This window comes from Herbiconiux sp. A18JL235 (genome assembly GCF_040939305.1).
Classification (GTDB): domain Bacteria; phylum Actinomycetota; class Actinomycetes; order Actinomycetales; family Microbacteriaceae; genus Herbiconiux.
The window spans coordinates 2,656,254-2,676,825 of record NZ_CP162511.1 but is presented as its reverse complement, the minus strand read 5'-3'; the positions used below and the strand labels follow the sequence as shown (position 1 = coordinate 2,676,825).

The window sequence follows — 20,572 nt, the reverse complement described above, 5'->3', positions numbered from 1 at the left end:
CCGGTCGCTGTCGCGGCCGGGCCTTCACCTTGTGCCGGGTGGGAGCGGCCCGTAGCGCTCCACTGCCGGCACGTCATCTCTCAGGGGGCTCGACCTCTCAGGGGGTGAGGGTGCCGAGCAGGCGGGTGATCTCGACGGCGACGGCGGCGCGCGCCGGGGCGAAGTACTTGCGAGGGTCGACGAGGGCCGGGTCGGCGTCGAGAGCCTCGCGCACCGCGCGGGTGAAGACACCGTTGATGTGCGTCGAGATGTTGATCTTGCGCATCCCGTTCTCGAGGGCGGTGACGATGTCGGCATCGCTCACGCCGCTCGAGCCGTGCAGCACCAGGGGTACGGGAACCGCCGCGGCGAGCTCGGCGATGAGGTCGAAGTCGAGCGAGGCGCTCCGCGAGGTCATCGCATGGGAGCTGCCGACCGCCACCGCCAGACCGTCGACGCCGGTGGCCTCGACGAACGCGACCGCCTCGGCGGGATCGGTGCGCACGCCCGGGGTGTGGGCGCCGCCCTTGCCGCCGATCGCGCCGAGCTCGGCCTCGACCCACACCCCATGAGCATGCGCTCGGCGCGCGACCTCCGCGGTGCGGGCGACGTTCTCGGAGTAGGGGAGTGTCGCCGCGTCGAACATCACCGAGGTGGCGCCGAGCTCGATGGCCTCCCAGACGAGGGCTTCGTCTTCGGCGTGGTCGAGGTGCACGGCCACCTCGACCGATGCCGCCGCCGCGACCTCGAGACTCGCCCGGGTGATCGGGGCGAGACCTCCGTGGTACTTCGCCGCGTTCTCCGAGATCTGCAGCACGACCGGCCGGCCCGCGGCCTCGGCCCCGGCGACGATCGCCTCGGCGTGCTCGAGCTGGATGACGTTGAACGCCAGCACGGAGCGCTCATGATCGAGGATGTCGCCGGTGGAGACGAGGCTCATACGTGGATTCCCTTCGGGATGGAGGTGGAGCGGCTGCCGGGATGCTCCCCGGCGAGAACGAGTTCGGGACCGTCGTCTTCGACGCGAGCGGCGAGTTCGGTGTCGAGCCTCGTGTCGGTGACGACGGTGTCGAAGCGGTCGAGGGTGGCGAAGCGGCTGAACGACGGGCTGTCGAACTTGGAGGCAAGCACGGCGAGGATGCGGTGGCCGGCCGCGCCGAGCATCCGTTCTTTCACGGCGGCCTCTTCAGGCACGGTGGTGAACGCGCCGCGCCCGGGGGTGACACCGTTGGCGCCGAGCACGGCGGCGTCGACCTGGAGCTCGGTCAGGCGTTGCTCGGTGGCGGCGCCCACCACGGCCTGGGTGACGGCGCGCACCCGGCCGGGGAGCAGCAGTGCGTCGAGGCGAGGGTGCCTCGCGAGCAGGAGGGCGACCGGCAGGCTCGTGGTGACGACGAGGAGGGAGCCGCCCGTCGCTCGGGCGGCGAGCGTTCGGGCGATCTCGAGCGTCATCGTGCCGGAGTCGAGCAGCACGGAGCCCTCCTCGGGCAGCACGGCGACAACGGCCTCGGCGACGGCGCGGCGCTCGGCCGACTCGGCGAGCCCGCGGAGGGAGAGGGGGCTCTCGAACGGCGCCCGTGCAGTGAGCACCGCGCCTCCATGCCGACGGCGGAGCAGCCCTCGTCGCTCCAAGGCGCCGAGGTCGCGCCGCACGGTCTCAGGGGTCACCTCGAGGAGCTCGACGAGGTGCTGGACGGACACCTCGCCGCCCGTGCGACGGGCGGCGTCGAGGATCGCGGCGTGTCGCTCCGCTGGGTACATCATGGCTCCGCCGATCGATCGAGACGGCCCGATTCTATCCGATCGACGACGATTCGGGCTAGTGAAATGTGGGATTGGGTGGGTAAGCTGATCGAAACCGACGCTTTCGGGCATCCGGAGGCCTCGTCGTCCCACCTCGTGAGGAAGAAGCACACCATGCCCGCACCCGGCCCCCGACACCTGCTCGGCGTCGACGTCGGCCAGACCGCCGTCAAGGCCGTCGTGCACGACGAGTCATTGCGCCCCGTCGGGGTGGGGCGTCGGTCGAGCCCGGTCGACCGCGAGGTCCCCCGCTTCGCCGAGCGGTCGCAAGACGCGCTGTGGGCGGCGGCCGCCGGAGCGATCTCCGAGGCCGTCACCGCCTCGGGCGTCGATCCCGCTTCCATCGCGGCGGTCGGCATCACCGGCCACGGCGACGGGCTCCACCTCGTCTCGGCCGACGGCACCCCGGTCGGCCCGGCGATCACGGCGATGGACTCGCGCGCGCACGTCGAAGCCGCGCAGCTCGCCGCCGACGAGGAGCGGATGCGCGTGGTGCTCGGCCGCTCAGGCCAGGAGCCCACTCCCGGCGCGGCCGGCAACCTGCTGCGGTGGCTGCTCGAGCACGACCCCGAACGCATCGCTCGCGCCGATGCGATGCTGTTCTGCAAAGACGTCATCCGGCTGCGGCTCACCGGCGTCATCGCCACCGACTACTCCGACGCGACGGCATCGTTCCTCGACACGGCGACAGCGGAATGGAGCGGGGAGATCGTCGAGGCCTACGGGCTGCCCGACTCGCTGATGCGCCTTCTCCCGCCACTGCACCCGAGCGGAGACGTCGTGGGTGCGGTGCTCCCTGAGGCTGCGGCAGCGACCGGGCTGACGGTCGGCACGCCGGTCGTCGCCGGGTTGCACGACGTGCAGGCTGCCGCGATCGGCATGGGGGCGCTCGAGCCCGGGCGGCTCGCGATCGTCGCCGGGTCGTTCAGCACCAACGGCGTCACCACCACGCGCGACGACGTCGACCCGCGGTGGCAGTCGAGGCTCTCGATCACGCCCGAGCTGCGCATCGCGATGTCGACCTCCGCGACCGCGTCGCCTGCCCTCAACTGGGTGCTGCGGATGCTCGGGGCACATGACGACGCGGCCCGCGACCTCCTGTTCGCCGAGGCCGCGGCGCTCGACCCCGAGGAGCAGGTGCCGCTCGTGCTGCCCTTCCTCGTCGACTCGCCGCTCGGCGCCGACAGCTCGGCGGCTCTCGCGGGAGTGCGAGGATGGCACACGCCCGCCCACGTGCTGCGAGGCGCACTCGAAGGCATCGCGCTCATGCACGTCTGGCACACCAGGGCGCTCGGTGAGAGGTTCGACTGGGAGCAGCCCGTCGTGCTCGGCGGAGGCATCGCCCGGGCGCCCCTCTACGTGCAACTCGTCGCCAACGCGCTGCGCTCGCCGGTCGTCGTGGTGCAGAACGAGGAAGCGGGGGCGTTCGGTGCCGCTGCCGTCGCGGGGGCGGCCGTCGGGGTGTTCGAGTCGGTGTCGGCGGCTCAGGAGCTCGTCGAACGGTCGTCGCCTGTCCTGCCGACCGAGGAGTCGGCGGCCTACTGGGCCGGGGTCATCCGGTCGTTCGACGAAGCGACCGCGGCGCTCACGCCGTGGTGGCGTGCGCGGGCCGCCGTGTCTTCGGAGGCCGGGCGGTGAGCGGCCTCGGAAGGGCGAGCGGCCTCGGAAGCACCGTCCGGCGGAGGCGGGAAAGCATCCTCAGCGAGCTCGCTCAGCACGGGCGGGTCGAGGTGGCGCAGCTCGCCCGCTCGCTCGACGTCGCCGAGGAGACCGTGCGGCGCGACCTCAGCGCGCTCGAGGCAGCGGGTGCCTTGCTCCGGGCTCACGGAGGTGCCGTGCCGGCCGACCTGGGTGCCGACCCCGAGACGAACCTGCGTCTGGGGCCGGTCGACTTCGTGACCGCCGACGCGGCGGGCGTCGCCGTGGCGATCCGCTCTGCGGCTGCGTCTGCGGGCGCGGGCGCGAGCGGGTCTCCGGCGGAGACGGCGGAGGCGCATCGCCGGGTCGGAGAGGTCGCCGCCGCCGTCGTCGAGCTGCTGCCCGACGCCGGGGCGCTCTACCTCGACGGTGGGCCGGTGAGCGAGGCGATCGCTTCACGCCTCCGCGAGGAACGGCGGCTCACCATCCTGACCGCGTCGGTGCCGGTGGCGCTCGCCGCCGCCGAGTCGTCAGACCCGGGTGAGGTGCATCTGCTCGGCGGGCGTGTCGGCGTCGACGGAGCGACCGAGGGGCCGTGGGCCAGAAGCGGCGCGGAGGGCCTCCGCCTCGCCATGGCGGTGTTCGACGGAGGGCAAGGACTGCCAGGAAGCGCCGTTCTCGCCACCGATCCCGAGGCGGCGGCTCTGGCGGAGGCACTTGCGACCTCGGCCGAGCGGGTGGTGCTGGTCTATCCGGGCGTGCATCGGAGTGCGCACGGATCGTCGTCGGCGTGGCTGACCTCGTTGCCGCTGTCCGCCGTCGACACCGTGGTCGCGCATCCGTTCGCGCTCGCCGGCGCTGCCGACGGAGAGCCGGTGAGCGATGAGATGCCCAGACATGACGGCCGCCCCGCGCACGACGAGGTGTCAGACCGGAGCCGGCAACTGGCCGGTGAGCTGCGAGAACGGGGCATCGACCTGGTCATGGCAGGAAGAGCGGCATGAGCGCCCGAGCTCCCCGGCGCGGGATCGTGACCCTCACACCCGCGCCGGCCATCGATCTCACCTACCGGGTCGAGGCACTCGAACTCGGAGACGTGAACCGCGCGCTCGAGGTGACCACTGAACTGAGCGGCAAGGGCGTGAACGTGGCGAGGGCTGTGGCGCTGTCGCCGGTGCCGGTGGCGGCCGTGCTCGCGCTCGGCGCCCAGGGCGAGGCGCTCGCCCGGGAGGGCGGGTTCGAGCACCTGCTCGCAGGCGTACCCGACACCGGGCGCACCCGGGTGAACACCACGCTGCTCGATGCGAGCGGCACCACCACGAAGGTGAACGAGTCGCCGGTCGCCGTCGAGCCGGCGCTCTGGGGCAGAATCGCCGCGCGCACGGAGCGCGAGCTCGATCGGCTCGACGCCGAATGGCTCGTGGTGTCGGGGTCGATCCCGGCGCTCGCCGGCAGCGGTGAACCCGTGCCCTTTCTCGACGTCGTGCACCGCGCGGCAGATCGCGGGGTGCGGGTCGCCGTCGACACCGCGGGCGCGTCGCTGCGTCGGGTGGTCGACGACCTCGCCCCGGTGGCCCTCCTGAAGCCCAACACGCACGAGCTCGCAGAACTCACGGGCCGCGAGCTGCGCACCATCGGCGACGTCGCCGATGCGGCGTTCCGCCTCCACGACGCGGGGTGCGACATCGTCTACGTGAGCATGGGGTCTGACGGGGCGCTCGCCGTCTCGGCGAGCGGGGTGCTCCGCGCCCACGCACCCGCCACCGTGGTGAACACGGCAGGAGCGGGTGACGCATCGCTCGCCGGGTTCCTCGTCGGCGCCCTGGGCGAAGGGGCAGGCCCACCCGCCGCCGGAGTCGGTCTCGGCGCAGGGCTGCTCGGAGCGGCCTCCCCGCGCAGGCCCACCGCGCTCCCCGATGTCGCGGCAGGCCTGCTCCTCGCGGCATCGTGGGGTGCCCACGCGGTGATGCAACCCACCACGCTCCTCTCCTCGATCACCGCCGCACCCACGGCCACCCTCGACCTCGACCCCGACCCCACCACCCCCCTCCGCGAGCCCGCCACCCCCTAGCGACCAGGGTGCGCGGGGCGGCCCGCGCTCAGTGGATGCGGCCCACGAGTTCGCGATAGGGGTCGAGGCGTTCGTCGGCGGGGTCGAGGTCGGTGACGAGGGTGTCGATGCGATCGAGGGTGAGGGCACGTACGCGCGCTCGCGATTGCAGCTTCGTCGAGTCGACGGCGAGGATCACCGTCGCGGAAGCCCGGGCCATCGCATCCTTCACGGCGGCCTGGGCGAGGGTGCTCTCACTGGTGCCGCTCTCGCCGTGCACACCGAGCGCCGAGATGACGCTCGCGTCGAAGTGGAAGGCGCCGAACGCCGAGAGCGTGAGCGCGCCCACCAGGCTGAGGTTCTGCTCCTCGCGCTCGCCGCCGGTGAGGTACGCGCGCACGCCGCCGAGCCGCGCGAGCGACTCGAAGGCGCTGAGACCGTTGGTCACCACGGTGAAGCGACTGTCGGCGGGGAGCGCGTCGGCAAGGACGTAGGCGGTCGTCGACGAATCGAGTCCGACCGCCCCTCCGTCGGGCAGGAGCGGCACGATCTTCTCGGCGATGCGCTCCTTCGCCCGCAGGTTGCGCCCCTGCCGGGCACCGAAGGCGTCGGCCTCCACCGGCACGATCCCGCCCCGCACCCGCCGCACCCGCCCGATGCTCTCGAGCACCTCGAAGTCGCGCCGGATGGTCATCGGATGCACGCCCCACAACTGCGCCGCCTCCGACAGGTGGAGGCCGCCGCGTTCGCTCGCGAGGTCGAGGAGGGCGGCGCGGCGGGTCTCGCCGTCGAGGGTTCCTTTGAGTGCCATGCGCGTTCCTCCGCTCGAGATCTCGACACCACCTTGCCGGATGTTGTGCGGCAATGCTACATTTCACACGAAATAACATTCATCGCTCCGCGCTCACGAGGATGTGACATGCCCGCACCGCACGCTGCCTACGCCGCCGTCGACCTCGGCGCGTCGAGCGGGCGGGTGATGCTCGGCTTCGTCGAGCGCGGCAGCGGCGCCGCCGACGCAGGAGACGGCAGCTCCACCTCTCGCAGGGCCGGCGCGGCCTCCGGCGCGCACGGAACGAGCGCGGGCGTCACCCACCGCGCCGCCACCAACCCCGAGCCCGGCCGGGTGCGCATGCTCGAGGTGCACCGCTTCCCCAACGGCCCGCTCCCCTCCTCGCTCGCGAGCGGTGAGACGCTGCGGTGGGACGCCGAGCGTCTGTTCGAGGCGACCCTCGACGGCCTCGCGATCGCCGCATCCGTCGCCCGGGAGCACGGACGCGAGCTCGCCGGCATCGGCATCGACAGCTGGGGCGTCGACTACGGGCTCCTCGACGCCGCCGGCCGCTTCGACGGCACCGTCGAGCACTACCGTGGGGCGCCCGCGGGCGCCCCGGCCGACGCCGACGCCGTCGTCGCTCCACGTCGGTCGTACGCCGTCAGCGGCGTTCCTCCGCAGACCATCAACACCTCGTACCGACTCCGTGCCGCCGCGCTCTCGCGCGACGAGACCCGCGCCTCCGGCACCGTCGTGCTCGTGCCCGATCTCTGGGTGTGGCTGCTGAGCGGTGCGCTCGGCGCCGAACGCACGATCGCCTCCACCACCCAGCTGCTGGAGGCGCGCTCCGGTGAGTGGTCGCGCGAGCTCATCGAGGCGTGGGGTCTCGGCTCGTTCACGTTCCCCGAGCCAGCGGATGCCGGCAGCCTCGCCGGGTACACGCTTCCGCACATCTCGCGACGGCTGGGTGTCGAGCATCCGGTCGCCGTCTATCGCGTGGCGGGTCACGACACGGCATCGGCGCTCGCGTTCGCGACGCCGGGCGACGGGCAGCTGCTCGTCTCGAGCGGGAGCTGGTCTGTGGCCGGGGTGAGTCTCGCCGCACCGCAGCTCGACGAGTCCGCACTGGCCGCCGACCTCACCAACGAGCGCAGTGTCGGCGAGCAGACCCTGCTGCTGCGCAACCTCTCGGGCATGTGGCTGCTGGTGGAGTGCGTGCGCGAGTGGTCGGAGGAAGACGGGCGGATGCTCGACCCAGTCGCTCTCGTGCGTGAGGCCGCCGCACGCGACGACCTCGGAGCGCCGGTGTTCGACGTGGGCGACCCGCGGCTGGTGGCGCCCGGCGCCATGCCCCAGCGCATCGCCCAGCTCTGCGCGGAAGCGGGCGGTGTCGCGCCCGAGGGCCGCATCGGCACGGTGCGGAGCATCATCGAGAGCCTCGCCGTCGCCTACGCCGAGACGGCACGCTCATTCGGCACAGTGCTCGGCGAACCACTCGTCTCGGTGCGCATCGTGGGCGGTGGCTCGCAGAACGAGCTCCTGTGCCGCCGCACCGCCGAGCTCGCAGGGCTGCCCGTCGTGGCGGGCCCTGCCGAAGCATCGGCCTTCGGCAACCTCGCGGTGCAGCTCGTCGCCGCAGGGGAGTTCGCCGATCTCGAGGCGGTGTACGCGGCCGGCGGCGACGCCGGGGGAGTGACCGCCCGCTACGAGCCCGACCGCCCCTTCGTCGTCGACCGCTCCGAAAGGACCACCGTCTCGTGACCACCCCGACCCCCGCCACCCGCGACCAGGCACTCGCCGCGCTGACCGAGCTCTCGCGTGAGCTCGGCCGCCCCGACCGCGCGTGGGCGGTACTCGCCGAGGGCAACACCTCGGTCGCCCTCGGCGGCGACAGCGGCAGCATGCTCGTGAAGGCCTCGGGGGCGTCGATGGCGATCGCGGTACCCGACGACTTCGTCGAGGTGCGCATCGCCGAGGTTCTCGCCCTGGTCGACGCGTCTGCCGCGGATGCGGATGCGGATGCAGCCGACGACGCAGCAGCCGCCGACGCCGCAGCCGCCGACGCCGCCGACGACGAGGCCGTGCGGGAGCTCTTCTCCGCGGCGTCCGACGGTGGCCGCCGCCCCTCCGTCGAGGCCCTCCTCCACGCCGTCTGTCTCGATCTCCCCGGTGTCGAGGCAGTGGGGCACACGCATCCGATTCCCGTGAACGGGCTGCTCTGCTCACCGCAGGCGCCGCTCCTCGTGGCGGGCTCCCTCTTCCCCGACCAGATCGTGGTGCTCGGCACCGACCCGCTGCTGGTGCCCTACATCGACCCCGGGCTGAAACTCGCCAGAGAGGTGAGACGGATGCTGCGCGAGCGTGTCGCCTCGACGGGCTCGGTTCCCAAGGTCGTCTACCTCGCCAACCACGGCATGTTCGCGCTCGGCGCGAGCACCGCCGAGGTGCTGCAGATCACCGAGATGGCCGTGAAGGTCGCGACCGTGCTGCTGCACACGCTGTCTGCGGGCGGTCCGGTGTTCCTCGACGACGCCCAGGTGGCCCGCATCGACACCCGCCCCGACGAGCTGCTTCGCCGCGCCGCGCTGGCGTCGGCATCGAAACCCGCCCGCAACGACGCGGCACCAGCATCCGTGCCCTCCCGCACCACCGCCCTCTCGAACGGAGCCGACCGATGAGCCCTCTCGCCCACGACGACCCCGCCGCGGCCCACGCGGCTCACGCGGCCCACGCCGGCGGCTCGGGCAGCCTCGCCGGGCGCGTCGCGCTCATCACCGGCGGCAGCTCGGGCATCGGCCGCGCCTACGCGCAGGCGCTCTCGGCCGAGGGTGCGAAGCTCGTTCTGGTGGGGCGCTCCGAGGATCGCCTGCGCCAGGTCGCCGACACGTTGCCCGGGGAGACCCGCGTCGTCGCGGGTGACGTCGCCGACTACTCAGTCTCGGTCGAGGCCGTGCGGGTCGCCGTCGACGAGTTCGGACGACTCGACGACGTGCTCGCGAACGCGGGCCTGTACATCGGCGGCGACTTCGCCGACACCGACCCGGGCACCATGGAGCAGCTGGTCTCGGTGAACGTGTTCGGGGCGATGGCGACCGTGCGTGCGGCGCTGCCGCGCCTCATCGAGCAGGGCTCCGGCGACGTGCTGGTGACGAGCTCGGTCTCGGGTCACCAGGACATCCACTGGGAGCCGGTCTACTCGGCCACGAAGCACGCGACCCAGTCGTTCGTGCACACACTGCGCCGCCAACTCGTGGGCACGGGCGTTCGTGCCGGGGCGATCGGGCCCGGGGTCGTGCTCAACGAGCTGTGGGGCTTCGCCGAGGGTGCCGACGGGGTCGACCAGAAGGTCGGCGATCGCACGGGCATCCGTTCGGAGGACGTCGCCGAAGCCGTGCTGTTCATGCTCACGAGGCCGCGGCACGTGACCATCCGCGACCTCGTGATCCTGCCGACCGACCAGGAAATCTGAGCCGGCCGAACCGGCCGACGACCATGACAGCGACGAACTCGACGAAGGAGACGTGATGTTCGAAGATCTGAAGGGCCGCACCGCGGTCGTGACCGGAGGCGCCCGAGGCCTCGGCTACTCATTGGCGACGGCGCTGGCGGGCCAGGGCGTGAACGTCGCACTCGTCGACCTGCTGCCCGCGGTGGAGCAGTCGGCCGAACGGCTCGCCGCCCGGTTCGGGGTCGAGGCCCGCGGCTACGTCGTCGACGTCACCGACAGCGTCGCGCTCGACGCGGTGTTCGGCGAGGCCGAGTCAGCACTCGGCACGGCGTCGCTGCTCGTGACCGCCGCCGGCATCACGATCTGGGGTGACAGCGTCGACGTCGCGCCGGAGACCTGGCGCAAGGTGCTGGCGGTGAACCTCGACGGCACCTTCTTCGCCGCCCAGTCGTTCGCCCGCCGGGCGCTCGCTGCAGGCATCCCCTCGTCGGCGGTGTTCATCTCGTCGATGTCGGCGTTCATCGTGAACCAGCCGCAGTTCCAGGCCTCGTACAACTCCTCGAAGGCAGCGGTCAGCCATCTCGCGGCGTCGCTGGCCGTCGAGTGGGCGCCCTCGCGCATCCGGGTGAACGCCATCGCCCCGGGGTACTTCCTCTCCGACATGACCCGCGAGTTCACCGAGGCGAACCCCGACCTCGCCGCCCGGTGGATCGGCACCATCCCCGCCGGTCGCATGGGCGAACCGGAAGACCTTCACGGGCTCGTCGTGTACCTGGCCTCGGATGCGTCGTCGTACCTCACCGGGCAGAGTCTCGTCATCGACGGGGGCTACACAGCGGTCTGAGGGCGTCTCTGACCGTCGACCCGTCACGATCCGCCCCTACCGCGGCAGGAGGGGGCGGATCGTGACGGGTCGATCAGGCGCGAGCCCCCGCGCCGCCGCGCCCGCGGCCCGCGCGCACCAGCGGGATGACCTGCTCACCGAAGCGCTGCAGCTCCTCGAGGGCGGGGGAGAACTGCAGCAGCAGCGTGTCGACGCCCACCGCCTCGAACTCCAGGATGCGCTCAGCCACCTGCCCGGGCGTGCCCACGAAGCCGGGGCGGAGGCCGCGGTTCGAGACCGAGTAGTCCTTGAGGTCGACGCGGGTGTCGAGCTGCGACTTGCTCACGAAGTCCTGGTAGGACTCATAGGCGGCGCCGTGGCGCACATCCGTGATGCGGTCGAGCTCGGCCTGGGCCTCCGCCTCGGTGTCGCGCACGATCGCGAAGCCCGCCATGCCGAAGCGCTCGAACGGTTCGCGCCCCGCCTCGGCGCGACGGCGCCGCATGTCGGCGATCTTCGCGGCGAGCTCGTCGACGGTGCCGCCGTGGGTGAGGTAGGCGTCGGCGAACCCGGCGATCGCCGTGCGGCCCGCCTCGCTCTCGCCGCCCGCGTACACCAGCGGTACGACCTCGGGCTTGGGTTCGAGATAGGTGCCGTCGAGCGTGAAGTGGTCGCCGTGGTGGGTGTACGGGGTCTCGCTCCACAGCCCCCGCAGCACCTCGACGTACTCGGCGGTGAGGGCGTAACGGTCGTCGTGCTCCCGGAACTCGACGCCGTACTGCCGCGCCTCCTCGGCCCACCACGCCGACACGACGTTGAGGGTGAGCCGCCCTTCGGCGACGGCCTGCATGGTCGCCGCCTGTTTCGCCGTGAGGGCCGGCGGGTGGTAGCTCGGTCGCAGCGCCACCATGAGCTCGAGGGTCGAGGTGACGGCGGCGAGCGCGGTGGTCGTCGCCCACGCGTCGAAGGTGGGGCCGGCGAACCCGCGGATGTCGTTGAGGTTGAGCTCCGGCACCAGTGTGAGGTCGAACCCGCCCGCTTCTGCGGCGCGAGCGATCTCGGCGAGGTGCGGGAAGGTCAGCGGCGTTCCCTCGTCGTCGACGTTGCGCAGCCATCCGCCGAACATCGGCGTCCAGTAGCCGAATCTCATGCTGCGACCGCCGAGACCGCGGCGAGTTCCGCGCCGAGGAACCGGGCGAGCGCGGCCGCTGCAGACCGGCTCGTCACCGCCTCGACGTCGGGGCTGTAGTTCGTGTTGGTGTTGATGTCGTAGGGGAGCGTGCGCCCGTCGGCGGTCTCGAAGAACTCCACGCCGGCCACCTCGACTCCCTGCTCGGCCAGGAAGGCCTCGAGTGCGACGACGAGCGGATGCTCGGCCGACACCTCCACGCGCTCACGGAACAGACCGGCAGGCTCCGCCACCGCCCCGGGCTCGGGCACCGCGCAGGCCTCGGCGGGGCACAGCTCGAACGAGCCCGCCGAGGTGTCGACCTCGACCGCGTAGACGAACCGGCCGCCCACGAACTCCGCCCGGGTGACGAAGGGCGCCGCAGTGACGACGTACTCCTGCAGCAGGGTGATGCCGTCGACGGGATGCTCGAACTCCGGCCCGTCGACGTAGGCGTCGAACTCGGCGAGGGTGTCGAAGCGCCGCACGCCGAGGCCCTTGCCGCCCTGGTTGTGCTTCGTGATGAAGGGCAGTGGCAGCTCGCGGGCGCGCGCCTTCAGATCGCCGGTGCCGAACACGACGACGGTGTGGGGCACCTCGAACCCGGCCGCCCGGAGCGCCGTGTACTGTGCCGCCTTGCTCACCTCGAGCTCCACCGCGCGGCTGCCGTTCACCACCCGGCGCCCCCACGACTCGAGCCAGCGCAGCACCGCGCGGGCCTGCTCCTTCGCGTGCTCGTGGCCGCGGGTGTGCGACGAGGCGCTCAGCCGCGACCAGAACACACCGTGCGGCGGCTCGGCCGAGAGGTCGATCGACCCGCCGGTGAGGGGCCATTCGCGGTGCGCCACCCCGGCCGCGTCGAGTGCGGCGGCGAGCGGGGGAATCCACTCCTCGTTCTCGTGGAGGATGTGCACGGCGGGCGTGTCGGCGGTGGGACGTGTCATGCGCTGGGGTTCCTCGTGGTCGGGTTCTTCGATCGTCGCACGGATCGCCGCTGCGCCCGTCGCCGCCCGTCACACGACGACGCGCGGCGGCCGGCGCGCGGCCCCACCTCCGCGTCGCGCTCGCCGCTCCGGGTCACTGCGCCCCACCCCCGTCCTGAGCCGGGCCGCATCTGCTCCGGCTTGCCGGAGTGCATCGGGCTCAGCGCGGGCGCGTCACCTCGGCGAGCAGCTCCAGCACATGTCCGTACTCCTCGCCGGTGGCGCGGGACATGCCGAGCTCGCAGGTGCGGTTGCAGCTCGCGTGGGCCGTGGCGCCCGCAGCCCGCACCTGGGCCGCCTGTGCGGCGGTGGCCGAGGCGGTGAGCTCGGGGTGGAGCATCCCTCGGTCTCCGGCGAAGGCGCAGCATCCCCAGTCGTCGGGAACCACGACGCTCTCGGCGACGGCCCCCGCCACGGCGGTGAGCTGCGGGTTGATGCCGAGCCTCGTCGACGAGCAGGTGGGATGCAGCGCGAGCGAGTCGATGCGCTCATGCTCGGGCAGCAGCGGCAGGATGCGCGTCGCGACGAAGTCGACGGCGTCGATTACGCGCATCGGGGGTCGGGCGGTGTCGGCCTCGATCTGGTGCAGGATGCCCTCCGTGCACGACGACGCGTCGCAGACCACGGGCAGCTCCCCGTCGCGGGTCGCGCGGCGCAGGCTCGCGAGCACCCGTTCGCGCATGACCGCGGCACCGTCGGGCAGACCCTTCGACGACCACGGCGTGCCGCAGCAGAGGGAGTCGACATCGTCGGGGAGCACGAGCGTGATGCCGGCGCGCTCGCACAGCTCCTCGAAGCTCCGCTGCACCCCCTCTCCCACGGGGCCGAACATGGTGTTGACGCACGCGGGGAGGTAGACCGCCTCGGCGACTGCCGCACCCGCGGCGCCCGTCTCGCCCGAGGTGCCCCCCGCATCCGTCGTCACCTCCGCACCCGTCGTGCTTGCCGCATCCCTCGACGCACCGGCGCCCGCGCCGGTGGGCCCGAAGATCGAGTTCTTCGAGCGCTTGCGCCCGCCGGCGGGCAGCTCGGGAGACCACAGCGGCAGCACGTCGTCGCCCACCACGGCACGCCCGAGCTTGTTGACGCCGCTCACCACGGGCGCGAGCGGGGCCGGGATCTTGTCAGCGATCGTGAGCGCCGCCGACGCCACCGCCGTCGTGCCGGCCCAATGCGCGGAGGCCTGCTTCCAGACCGCCTTCTCGGAACCCGCGTGCCCCGTCTTGCGGAGCCGCCGCACCAGGTCGCCGGTGTTGATCAGCACGGGGCACGCGGTCTGGCACATGCCGTCGACGGCGCATGTCTGCACGCCGTCGTAGCCGTAGTCGTCCTCGAGCTCGGCGGCGAGGGCGTGATCGCCGTCGGCGGTCGCCGTCGCGATGGCGCGCTTCACGACGATGCGCTGGCGCGGCGTGAGGGTGAGGTCGCGGCTCGGGCACACCGGCTCGCAGTAGCCGCACTCGACGCAGCGGTCGGCCTCGGGCTCGATGGTGGGCGTGCGCTTGATGTCGCGGAGGTGCACGGCGGAGTCGTCGGTGATGATGACGCCGGGGTTGAGCATCCGTGCCGGGTCGCAGAGAGCCTTGAGCTCGAGCATCACCTGGTAGAGCTCGTCGCCGTACTGCCGCCTCACGTAGGGCGCCATGACCCGGCCGGTGCCGTGCTCGGCCTTCAGCGAACCGCCCTCGCCGAGCACGAGGTCGACCATGTCCTCGGTGAACGACTCGTAGCGGTCGAGCCCCTCGCCCTCGAACAGGTCGGTGAGCATGAAGTGGATGTTGCCGTCTTTCGCGTGCCCGAAGATGACGCTGTTCTCGTAGCCGTAGCGGTCGAACAGCACGCTCAGCTCGGTGCAGGTGCGGGCGAGGGAGTCGACCGGAACGACGACGTCTTCGAGCAGCGCGGTGGTGCCCGAGGGGCGGGCGCCCGCGACGGTGGCGTAGAGCCCCTTGCGCAGGTGCCAGAGCGTCGCGCGGGTGGTGGCGTCGGCGCTCAGCACCGCGGGTGCCGCGAGGTCGAGGTCGGCGAGGAGGCGCTCACCGGTGGCCTGTGCGTCGGCCAGTTCGGCCGTGCTGGCGGCCTGGTACTCCACCAGCAGGGCGGCCTGCGCCACGACGTCGAGATCGCGGATGGCGGTGGGCGCATCGGCCTCGGACTTGCCGACCCGGAGCGACTGCGCATCCATCAGCTCGACCGCGGAGGCGCCGGTGGCGACGATACCGGGGAGGGCCTCGTTCGCGGCGCGCAGGTCGTCGAAGACGACGAGTCCGGTGGCGAGGTGCGGATGCAGGGGCAGCGTGCGGAACACGGCCTCGGCCACGAAGCCCAGCGTTCCCTCGCTGCCGATGACGAGCCGCGCGAGCAGTTCGGCGGGCTCGTCGTGGTCGAGGAAGGAGTTGAGGCCGTAGCCCATGGTGTTCTTCATCGAGAACTGGTGCTCGAGGATGCGCACCGACTCCGGGTTGCCGCGCACGCGGTCGCGCAGGCGCTCGAGCCCCGCGAAGAGCTCGGGCTCGTCGTGACGGAGGCGCTCGTTCGCGTCGGGTGCCGCGGTGTCGACGACGGTGCCGCTCGGCAGCACGACGGTCATCGACAGGAGCGTGCGATAGGTGTTGCCGGTGGTGCCGCACGACATGCCGCTGGAGTTGTTCGCGACCACGCCCCCGATCGTGCACGCCGCCTCGCTCGCCGGGTCGGGGCCGAGCTTGCGGCCATGGCGGGCGAGCCGGGCGTTGACCTGCCGCACGGTGGCGCCGGGTTGCACGCGCACGACGAGTCCGTCGTCTTCGATCGTGATGCGGCGGAAGTGGCGGCGCACGTCGACCAGCACGCCGTCGGTGACGCCCTGGCCGCTGAGGCTCGTGCCGCCGGAGCGGAGGGTGAGCTTGGTGCCCGACTCGGCGCTCGCGCGGAGCAGGCGCCCGACCTCGGCGGCGTCTTTCGCGATGACGAACGCTTCGGGTACGAGGAGGAAGTGGGAGGCGTCGTGGGCGTTCGCGTGCAGGTCGATGGCGCGGGTGCTGACGCGGGCCGGGTCGGCGAGGGCGGTGGCCATTGCGGTGGCGGTTGCGGTGGCGGTGGACGTGGATCTGGTCTCGGCAACAGCCGAGGTGGCCGCGGCGGGGGTGTTCGAGGAGGAAGCGGATGCGCGACGCTGCGTCATGGAAGGCCGATCGGTCGTGAAGGTGAAAAAGGGAAATCTTGTCGGACAAGTTTACTTGTATAGCGTGGTGCTTTCGCTAGTCTTGAGACGCATCCGTCGAGCATGGGAGGAGTGGCTGTGACCAGCACCGAGGCGAACCCACCGCCCGTGGTGCGCGAGTTGCGCACGGTCTCCGCGGTCGATGCCGTCGGCGACGACCTGCGGCGGCGCATGTTCGCGGGGGAGCTCGTGGGCGGCGAGCTGCTCAAGGAGGCGGTGGTCGCGGCGGAGTACGGCGTGTCGCGGTCGACGGCGAAGGCGGCGATCGAGAAGCTGACCGCCGAGGGGTTGCTCGAGCGGTCGGCGAACCGCTCGGCGCGGGTTCCGCGGCTGACTGCCGCCGACGTGCACGACATCTACCGCACCCGCCTGCGTCTCGAGAGCTCGGCGCTGCGCGAGCTCGCCGCCGCGCGCCGCGCGCCACGCGAGGCGGCGGAAGCGAACGCGCGCGTGCGCGCCGCGGGGGCGGCGGTGGGCGGCGCCGGGGTCGCGGGCACGGCGGGTGAGCCGGGGTCGGCGGGCCGCGCGCCGTCCGTCGACGGCGAGGGCGCGTCGGGAGCGGTTGTGGGTGGCGCCAGGGCCGTGGGCACGGCGGGTGGGCCGGGGTCGGCGATCGCGTCGGTGGAGCCCGACATGAGATTTCACGCGGCGCTGGTGGAGGCCATCGGCAGCGAGCGGCTCGAGCGCATGTACGGGTCGCTCGTCGGCGAGGCGCGTCTGTGCATGGTGCAGGTGCAGGGTCGGAGTCTGCTCGCGGTCGACCGGATCGCCGACGAGCACGACGAGATCCTCCGTCGTCTCGCCGCGGGTGACGCCGACGGTGCCGTCGAGGTGCTCACCGTCCACCTCACCCGGGCCAGCGAGCGCCTCGAGGCCGCCCTCGACGCCTGACGCGCGCCGTCCCCATCCGTCCACTCGCCCCACCACGTTCTTGCGGACAAAGTCCGTGACAAACGAGTTCTTCACGGACTTTGTCCGCGAGAAAGTTGGGCGAAGGCGTCGAGGGGTCGACGTGGAGGGGATGACATCGATGACATGGCCGTGCTACAGTGCATGTCATCGATGACATGGCGCCTCGACGGCGAGGTGGATGAGGTTGTCGGAGAACGGAGCAGCGCATGAACACGCTCGTCGCAGGGCTCGACCTCGGCAGCACCGGTGTGAAGATGCTCGTCGCCGACGAGCACGGCACCGAGGTGCTCATCCGCCAGCTGCCGACGCCGTGGGTCGCCGGCCCCGGCGGCACCACCACGATGACCGCCGCCGATCTGGTCGCCACGCTGCGCGAGCTCGTCGCGCTCGTCGACTCCGATCTGCGCGAGCTCCGCGGCCCCGAGGTGCGCATCGGCGCGCTCGCCGTGTCGGGCATGGGGGAGTCGGGTGTGGTGCTCGGCGCCGACGGCGAGCCCGTCGCCCCGGCGATCGCCTGGTTCGACCCGCGCGGAGCCGAGCAGGTCGACGCCCTCCCACCCACCATCCGCGACGAGTTCGCCGGTCGCACCGGCCTGCCGCTCGGTGTGCAGGTCTCGGTGATCAAGCTCCTCCACCTGCGCGACGAGGGCCTCGACCTCACCGGCGCCCGCTGGCTGAACCTCCCCGAGTTCGCCGTCGCCGCCCTCGGCGGCGAGCAGGCCGCCGAGTACTCCCTCTCCTCCCGCACCGGCCTCCTCGACCAGGACACCGGAGCCCCCTGGCCCGAACTGCTCGCCCACCTCGGCGTCACCGCCGACTTCCTGCCGCCCTTCGTCGACGCAGGCACCCTGCTCGGCGAGGCGACCGCCGACTGGCTCCCCGCATCCTTCGCCGGTGCACGGCTCACCGTGGCCGGGCACGACCACCTGGTCTCGGCCGTGTCGACCGGCGAGTTCCCCGACGACCGATACCACGTGTCGATGGGCACCGCCGAGGTGCTGCTGCGGGTTCTGGATGCGCCCCTCCCGTTCGACGCGCGCGCCCGGTTGGCCGATCGGCTGATCAACTGCGTGCGCCACGTCGTTCCGGGAAATTGGGTGCTCGTCGCGGGCGTCAAGACCGGACTCATCATGCGACGCACCCTGCAGCTCGTCGGCGTGAACGATCGCGCCGGCCGGGACGCCCTCGACGCTGCCGTGATGGCGCAGCCCTACCAGGGCGTGCTGCAAGACGGCGACGTCGAGGTGACGGGCGCCCGCAACGACGACGGCGTGCTGCGACTCGTCGTGCGCGCCGACGGGGCGGGCCCTGCCGACCTGTTCGGCGCGGTGCTCCGCCACGGCAACGACGAGCTCGCACTGCTCGTCGCCGCGATGGACGCCGAGGTGCCGCCCGCGACCTCCGCCCTGCTCACGGGCGGCTGGGCGAGCATGCGCTCGGTGCAGCGCGCCCGCTCGCAGGTGCTCGCCGGGGTGCGCGTCTCCGACCGGGCGCAGGACACCGCCTACGGGGCCGCTGTCTTCGCCTCCCGCCTCCTCACCCCCACCTCGACTCCCGCCTCGGCCCCCACCTCGACCGCCTGAACCCTGGCGAGCAGCGCCCGCTGGGTGCCCGCCCGGCCCACCTCGCCCGACTCGCCCGCCCGCCCGCTCCACCTCGCCCGCCCCACCCCGCCCGCGTCGCACGCAGGCTCCGCACGCCCGACAGCCCCCGATCCTCACCCCCCCCGATCCCCACCCCCGATCACCTCACCAAGGAGACACTCCCGTGACCGAACTCACCACCCTCGAACGCCGCGCGCTCGCCAAGATCAGCACCGCATCCGGTGGCATGCTCATCGTCGCCGCCGACCAGCGCAACGGCATGAAGGCCGTCATGAAGGATGCGCCGAACGGTGCCGAGGGCATTTCGACCGAGGAGCTCGCCGACGCGAAGTCCGACCTGCTCGCCTTCCTCGGCAACAAGGCGCCCGCCATCCTGCTCGACCCGCAGACGGCCCTGCCCCGCGTCGTCGACGACGGCACCCTCGACAGCGACACCGGTCTCGTCGTGGCGATGGACGCATCCGGGTTCGCCGTCGAGAACGGCCTCAAGCGCACCCGCTACGTCGACGGAATGACCCCGCGCCGCGTGCGCGACCTCGGTGGCGACGCCGCGAAGATGCTCTGGTACCTGCGCGCCGACCGCCGCGACGACGAGGCGGCCGTGCTCGACGACATCGCCCGCCTGGTGTCGGAATGCGAGGCGGAGGGCGTGCTGCTCATCGTCGAGATCCTCACCTACCAGCTCGACGGCGAGAGCGACGATGACTACAAGGCGGTCTTCCCCTCCCTCATCGAGGGCGCGGCAGCGCTCAGCGTCGCCGCCGGGGCCAAGGTGCTGAAGCTGCAGTACCCGGGTTCGGCCGAGGGTGCCGCCGCCGTCACCGCCGCCGCGGCCGGTGTGCCGTGGGCCGTGCTGTCGGCGGGCGTAGACCACGAGACCTTCGTGGGTCAGGTGCGCACCTCGGTCGAGAACGGCGCCGCCGGCGCCATGGCCGGCCGCTCGCTCTGGAAGGACGGCCTCTCCATCTCCTCCGCCACCCGCGAGGAGCTGCTCACCACCAAGGCGCTGCCGCGACTGGTCGAACTCGAGTCGGTCATCGACGAGGTGCTCTCGGCCCGCCCGTAGACTCTCGGGCAGGGTCTTCAGGGGGCGGCGCCGAGCGGATGCGCGGCTCCGCCCCCTGAGAACACCGTCACCTCGGTCGCCGCTCGGGTCGCGCGCGCCGGGTCGACGCCGTGAGAGGAGCGGGTCATGGCCACCATGCAAGACGTCGCCGCGCTGGCGGGAGTGAGCGCCAAGACGGTGTCGCGGGTGTTCAACGACGACCCGCACGTGCTGCCCGACACCCGTCTGCGCGTCGAAGACGCCATGCGGAGCCTCAACTACGTGCCGAACGTGCTCGCCCGCACCTTTCGGGCGGGGCGGTCGTCGAGTGTGGGCGTGGCGGTGCCCGATGTCGTCGATCCCTTCTTCGCCTCGATCGTGCGCGCCGTCGAGAGCGTGTGCTCGGCGGCCGGGCTCACCACGCTGGTGACGAGCATCGGCGACGACCCGGCGCGCGAACGCTCGGTGCTCGAGGCGCTGTTGCGCACGCAGTTGATGGGGCTGGTGCTCGCGCCGGTCGCCTCGAGTCACGCCTGGCTCGCGCCCTGGATGGAGACGACCCCGATCGAGTTCGTCGACCGCGCGCCGGTCGACCTCGACGCCGACCATTTCGTCGAAGACGACCGCGACGGCTCGTACCTCGCCACCCGGCACCTGCTCGACCACGGGCACACGCGAGTGGCCTTCCTCGCCGATCAGACGCATCCGCCGAGCTCACGGCGCCGACTCGGCGGCTACACCGAGGCGCTGACGGATGCGGGGGTCGCCCTCGACGAACGCCTCATCGCCTTCGACGCCGGCAGCGACGAGGGCGCGGGGCGCGAGCTCGACCGGCTGAGCCGGCTCGCCTCGCCACCGACAGCCGTGTTCTCATCGAACGCACGCGTGACGATGCACGCGTTCGGGGCGTTGAAGAGCTCGGGCGCGGCGTTCGTGGGGTTCGGCGACTTTCCGATGGCCGACCGGCTCACGCCCGCCGTCACGGTCATCGACCAAGACCCGGCCCACCTCGGCCGTCTCGCCGCCACCCGCGCCCTCGAACGATTCGCCACGCCCGACGCGCGCTACGAGCCCGCCACCGTCGTGCCCGTCGGCCTCACCGTGCGCCACTCCTGCGGCTGCCCGTAGGCGCGCGCCCGCGC

Annotated in this window: 18 protein-coding genes; 12 read left to right on the top strand and 6 right to left on the bottom strand. The window is 72.4% G+C overall.

Annotated features, from left to right (window positions below):
* Positions 1-97: 97 nt before the first annotated feature.
* Entirely contained in the window at positions 98-919 is an 822-nt protein-coding gene (locus tag ABFY20_RS12505) for a class II fructose-bisphosphate aldolase (RefSeq protein ID WP_368496578.1), read from the bottom strand.
* The gene (locus ABFY20_RS12500; protein WP_368496577.1) at positions 916-1,743 is read right to left on the bottom strand and encodes a DeoR/GlpR family DNA-binding transcription regulator; all 828 of its coding nucleotides are present in this window, start codon (positions 1,741-1,743) and stop codon (positions 916-918) included. Before ABFY20_RS12500 ends, ABFY20_RS12505 begins: the two co-directional genes overlap by 4 nt.
* A 153-nt stretch (positions 1,744-1,896) precedes the next feature.
* Here ABFY20_RS12500 and ABFY20_RS12495 point away from each other — a divergent pair, with 153 nt between their 5' ends.
* From ABFY20_RS12495 to ABFY20_RS12485, 3 genes are read left to right on the top strand one after another with little or no spacing between them, the layout of a single operon-like run.
* Positions 1,897-3,420, top strand: coding sequence for an FGGY-family carbohydrate kinase (locus ABFY20_RS12495; RefSeq protein ID WP_368496576.1), 1,524 nt, complete (start codon positions 1,897-1,899; stop codon positions 3,418-3,420).
* Positions 3,417-4,424 carry a DeoR family transcriptional regulator gene (locus ABFY20_RS12490; protein ID WP_368496575.1) on the top strand — a complete coding sequence of 336 codons (1,008 nt, stop codon included), beginning with the start codon at positions 3,417-3,419 and terminating at the stop codon, positions 4,422-4,424. The genes ABFY20_RS12495 and ABFY20_RS12490 overlap by 4 nt, the downstream gene beginning before the upstream one ends.
* On the top strand, positions 4,421-5,491 hold the full coding sequence (locus ABFY20_RS12485; RefSeq protein ID WP_368496574.1) for a 1-phosphofructokinase family hexose kinase: 1,071 nt from the start codon (positions 4,421-4,423) through the stop codon (positions 5,489-5,491). Before ABFY20_RS12490 ends, ABFY20_RS12485 begins: the two co-directional genes overlap by 4 nt.
* A gap of 28 nt (positions 5,492-5,519) precedes the next feature.
* Here ABFY20_RS12485 and ABFY20_RS12480 read toward each other — a convergent pair whose 3' ends face one another.
* Positions 5,520-6,281 (bottom strand): DeoR/GlpR family DNA-binding transcription regulator, encoded by a 762-nt coding sequence (locus ABFY20_RS12480; RefSeq protein ID WP_368496573.1) that lies wholly within the window; start codon positions 6,279-6,281, stop codon positions 5,520-5,522.
* Between the two features lie 108 nt (positions 6,282-6,389).
* On the opposite strand from ABFY20_RS12480, the gene ABFY20_RS12475 reads away from it, so the two are divergent.
* Genes ABFY20_RS12475 through ABFY20_RS12460 form a run of 4 tightly spaced genes read left to right on the top strand, consistent with a single transcriptional unit; the run spans position 6,390 to position 10,537 of the window.
* Positions 6,390-8,006 carry a rhamnulokinase family protein gene (locus tag ABFY20_RS12475; protein ID WP_368496572.1) on the top strand — a complete coding sequence of 539 codons (1,617 nt, stop codon included), beginning with the start codon at positions 6,390-6,392 and terminating at the stop codon, positions 8,004-8,006.
* Positions 8,003-8,923: a class II aldolase/adducin family protein gene (locus ABFY20_RS12470; RefSeq protein WP_368496571.1), complete on the top strand. Its 921-nt coding sequence runs from the start codon at positions 8,003-8,005 to the stop codon at positions 8,921-8,923. The genes ABFY20_RS12475 and ABFY20_RS12470 overlap by 4 nt, the downstream gene beginning before the upstream one ends.
* Positions 8,920-9,714, top strand: coding sequence for an SDR family oxidoreductase (locus tag ABFY20_RS12465; RefSeq protein ID WP_368496570.1), 795 nt, complete (start codon positions 8,920-8,922; stop codon positions 9,712-9,714). The genes ABFY20_RS12470 and ABFY20_RS12465 overlap by 4 nt, the downstream gene beginning before the upstream one ends.
* A gap of 55 nt (positions 9,715-9,769) precedes the next feature.
* Entirely contained in the window at positions 9,770-10,537 is a 768-nt protein-coding gene (locus ABFY20_RS12460; RefSeq protein WP_368496569.1) for an SDR family oxidoreductase, read from the top strand.
* Between the two features lie 73 nt (positions 10,538-10,610).
* On the opposite strand, the gene ABFY20_RS12455 is transcribed toward ABFY20_RS12460, so the two are convergent.
* The 3 genes from ABFY20_RS12455 to ABFY20_RS12445 form a co-directional block, all read right to left on the bottom strand.
* Positions 10,611-11,666, bottom strand: a complete 1,056-nt coding sequence (locus ABFY20_RS12455) for an LLM class flavin-dependent oxidoreductase (protein WP_368496568.1) — start codon at positions 11,664-11,666, stop codon at positions 10,611-10,613.
* Positions 11,663-12,628 (bottom strand): RimK family alpha-L-glutamate ligase, encoded by a 966-nt coding sequence (locus ABFY20_RS12450; protein ID WP_368496567.1) that lies wholly within the window; start codon positions 12,626-12,628, stop codon positions 11,663-11,665. The genes ABFY20_RS12455 and ABFY20_RS12450 overlap by 4 nt, the downstream gene beginning before the upstream one ends.
* Before the next feature lie 199 nt (positions 12,629-12,827).
* A complete protein-coding gene (locus ABFY20_RS12445; protein ID WP_368496566.1) occupies positions 12,828-15,722 on the bottom strand; it encodes an FAD-binding and (Fe-S)-binding domain-containing protein in 2,895 nt (964 codons plus the stop codon).
* Here ABFY20_RS12445 and ABFY20_RS12440 point away from each other — a divergent pair.
* From ABFY20_RS12440 to ABFY20_RS12420, 5 genes are all read left to right on the top strand, one after another.
* A complete protein-coding gene (locus ABFY20_RS12440; RefSeq protein ID WP_368496565.1) occupies positions 15,715-15,951 on the top strand; it encodes a hypothetical protein in 237 nt (78 codons plus the stop codon). The two genes, ABFY20_RS12445 and ABFY20_RS12440, sit on opposite strands and share 8 nt — an antisense overlap.
* Complete coding sequence (locus ABFY20_RS12435; RefSeq protein WP_368496564.1) at positions 15,948-16,760, top strand: GntR family transcriptional regulator; 813 nt, start codon at positions 15,948-15,950, stop codon at positions 16,758-16,760. Before ABFY20_RS12440 ends, ABFY20_RS12435 begins: the two co-directional genes overlap by 4 nt.
* Positions 16,761-16,987: 227 nt before the next feature.
* Complete coding sequence (locus tag ABFY20_RS12430; protein WP_368496563.1) at positions 16,988-18,364, top strand: L-fuculokinase; 1,377 nt, start codon at positions 16,988-16,990, stop codon at positions 18,362-18,364.
* Positions 18,365-18,548: 184 nt separating this feature from the next.
* Positions 18,549-19,451 carry a hypothetical protein gene (locus ABFY20_RS12425; RefSeq protein WP_368496562.1) on the top strand — a complete coding sequence of 301 codons (903 nt, stop codon included), beginning with the start codon at positions 18,549-18,551 and terminating at the stop codon, positions 19,449-19,451.
* A 126-nt stretch (positions 19,452-19,577) separates the two neighbouring features.
* Positions 19,578-20,558 carry a LacI family DNA-binding transcriptional regulator gene (locus ABFY20_RS12420; RefSeq protein WP_368496561.1) on the top strand — a complete coding sequence of 327 codons (981 nt, stop codon included), beginning with the start codon at positions 19,578-19,580 and terminating at the stop codon, positions 20,556-20,558.
* Positions 20,559-20,572: the final 14 nt, after the last annotated feature.

Excerpts from the sequence above, each read along its gene's own strand:
- ABFY20_RS12505 (WP_368496578.1), bottom strand. The coding sequence starts at position 919 with ATGAGCCTCGTCTCCACCGGCGACATCCTCGATCATGAGCGCTCCGTG.
- ABFY20_RS12500 (WP_368496577.1), bottom strand. The coding sequence starts at position 1,743 with ATGATGTACCCAGCGGAGCGACACGCCGCGATCCTCGACGCCGCCCGT.
- ABFY20_RS12495 (WP_368496576.1), top strand. The coding sequence starts at position 1,897 with ATGCCCGCACCCGGCCCCCGACACCTGCTCGGCGTCGACGTCGGCCAG.
- ABFY20_RS12485 (WP_368496574.1), top strand. The coding sequence starts at position 4,421 with ATGAGCGCCCGAGCTCCCCGGCGCGGGATCGTGACCCTCACACCCGCG.
- ABFY20_RS12480 (WP_368496573.1), bottom strand. The coding sequence starts at position 6,281 with ATGGCACTCAAAGGAACCCTCGACGGCGAGACCCGCCGCGCCGCCCTC.
- ABFY20_RS12475 (WP_368496572.1), top strand. The coding sequence starts at position 6,390 with ATGCCCGCACCGCACGCTGCCTACGCCGCCGTCGACCTCGGCGCGTCG.
- ABFY20_RS12465 (WP_368496570.1), top strand. The coding sequence starts at position 8,920 with ATGAGCCCTCTCGCCCACGACGACCCCGCCGCGGCCCACGCGGCTCAC.
- ABFY20_RS12460 (WP_368496569.1), top strand. The coding sequence starts at position 9,770 with ATGTTCGAAGATCTGAAGGGCCGCACCGCGGTCGTGACCGGAGGCGCC.
- ABFY20_RS12455 (WP_368496568.1), bottom strand. The coding sequence starts at position 11,666 with ATGAGATTCGGCTACTGGACGCCGATGTTCGGCGGATGGCTGCGCAAC.
- ABFY20_RS12450 (WP_368496567.1), bottom strand. The coding sequence starts at position 12,628 with ATGACACGTCCCACCGCCGACACGCCCGCCGTGCACATCCTCCACGAG.
- ABFY20_RS12445 (WP_368496566.1), bottom strand. The coding sequence starts at position 15,722 with ATGGCCACCGCCCTCGCCGACCCGGCCCGCGTCAGCACCCGCGCCATC.
- ABFY20_RS12430 (WP_368496563.1), top strand. The coding sequence starts at position 16,988 with ATGAACACGCTCGTCGCAGGGCTCGACCTCGGCAGCACCGGTGTGAAG.
- ABFY20_RS12420 (WP_368496561.1), top strand. The coding sequence starts at position 19,578 with ATGGCCACCATGCAAGACGTCGCCGCGCTGGCGGGAGTGAGCGCCAAG.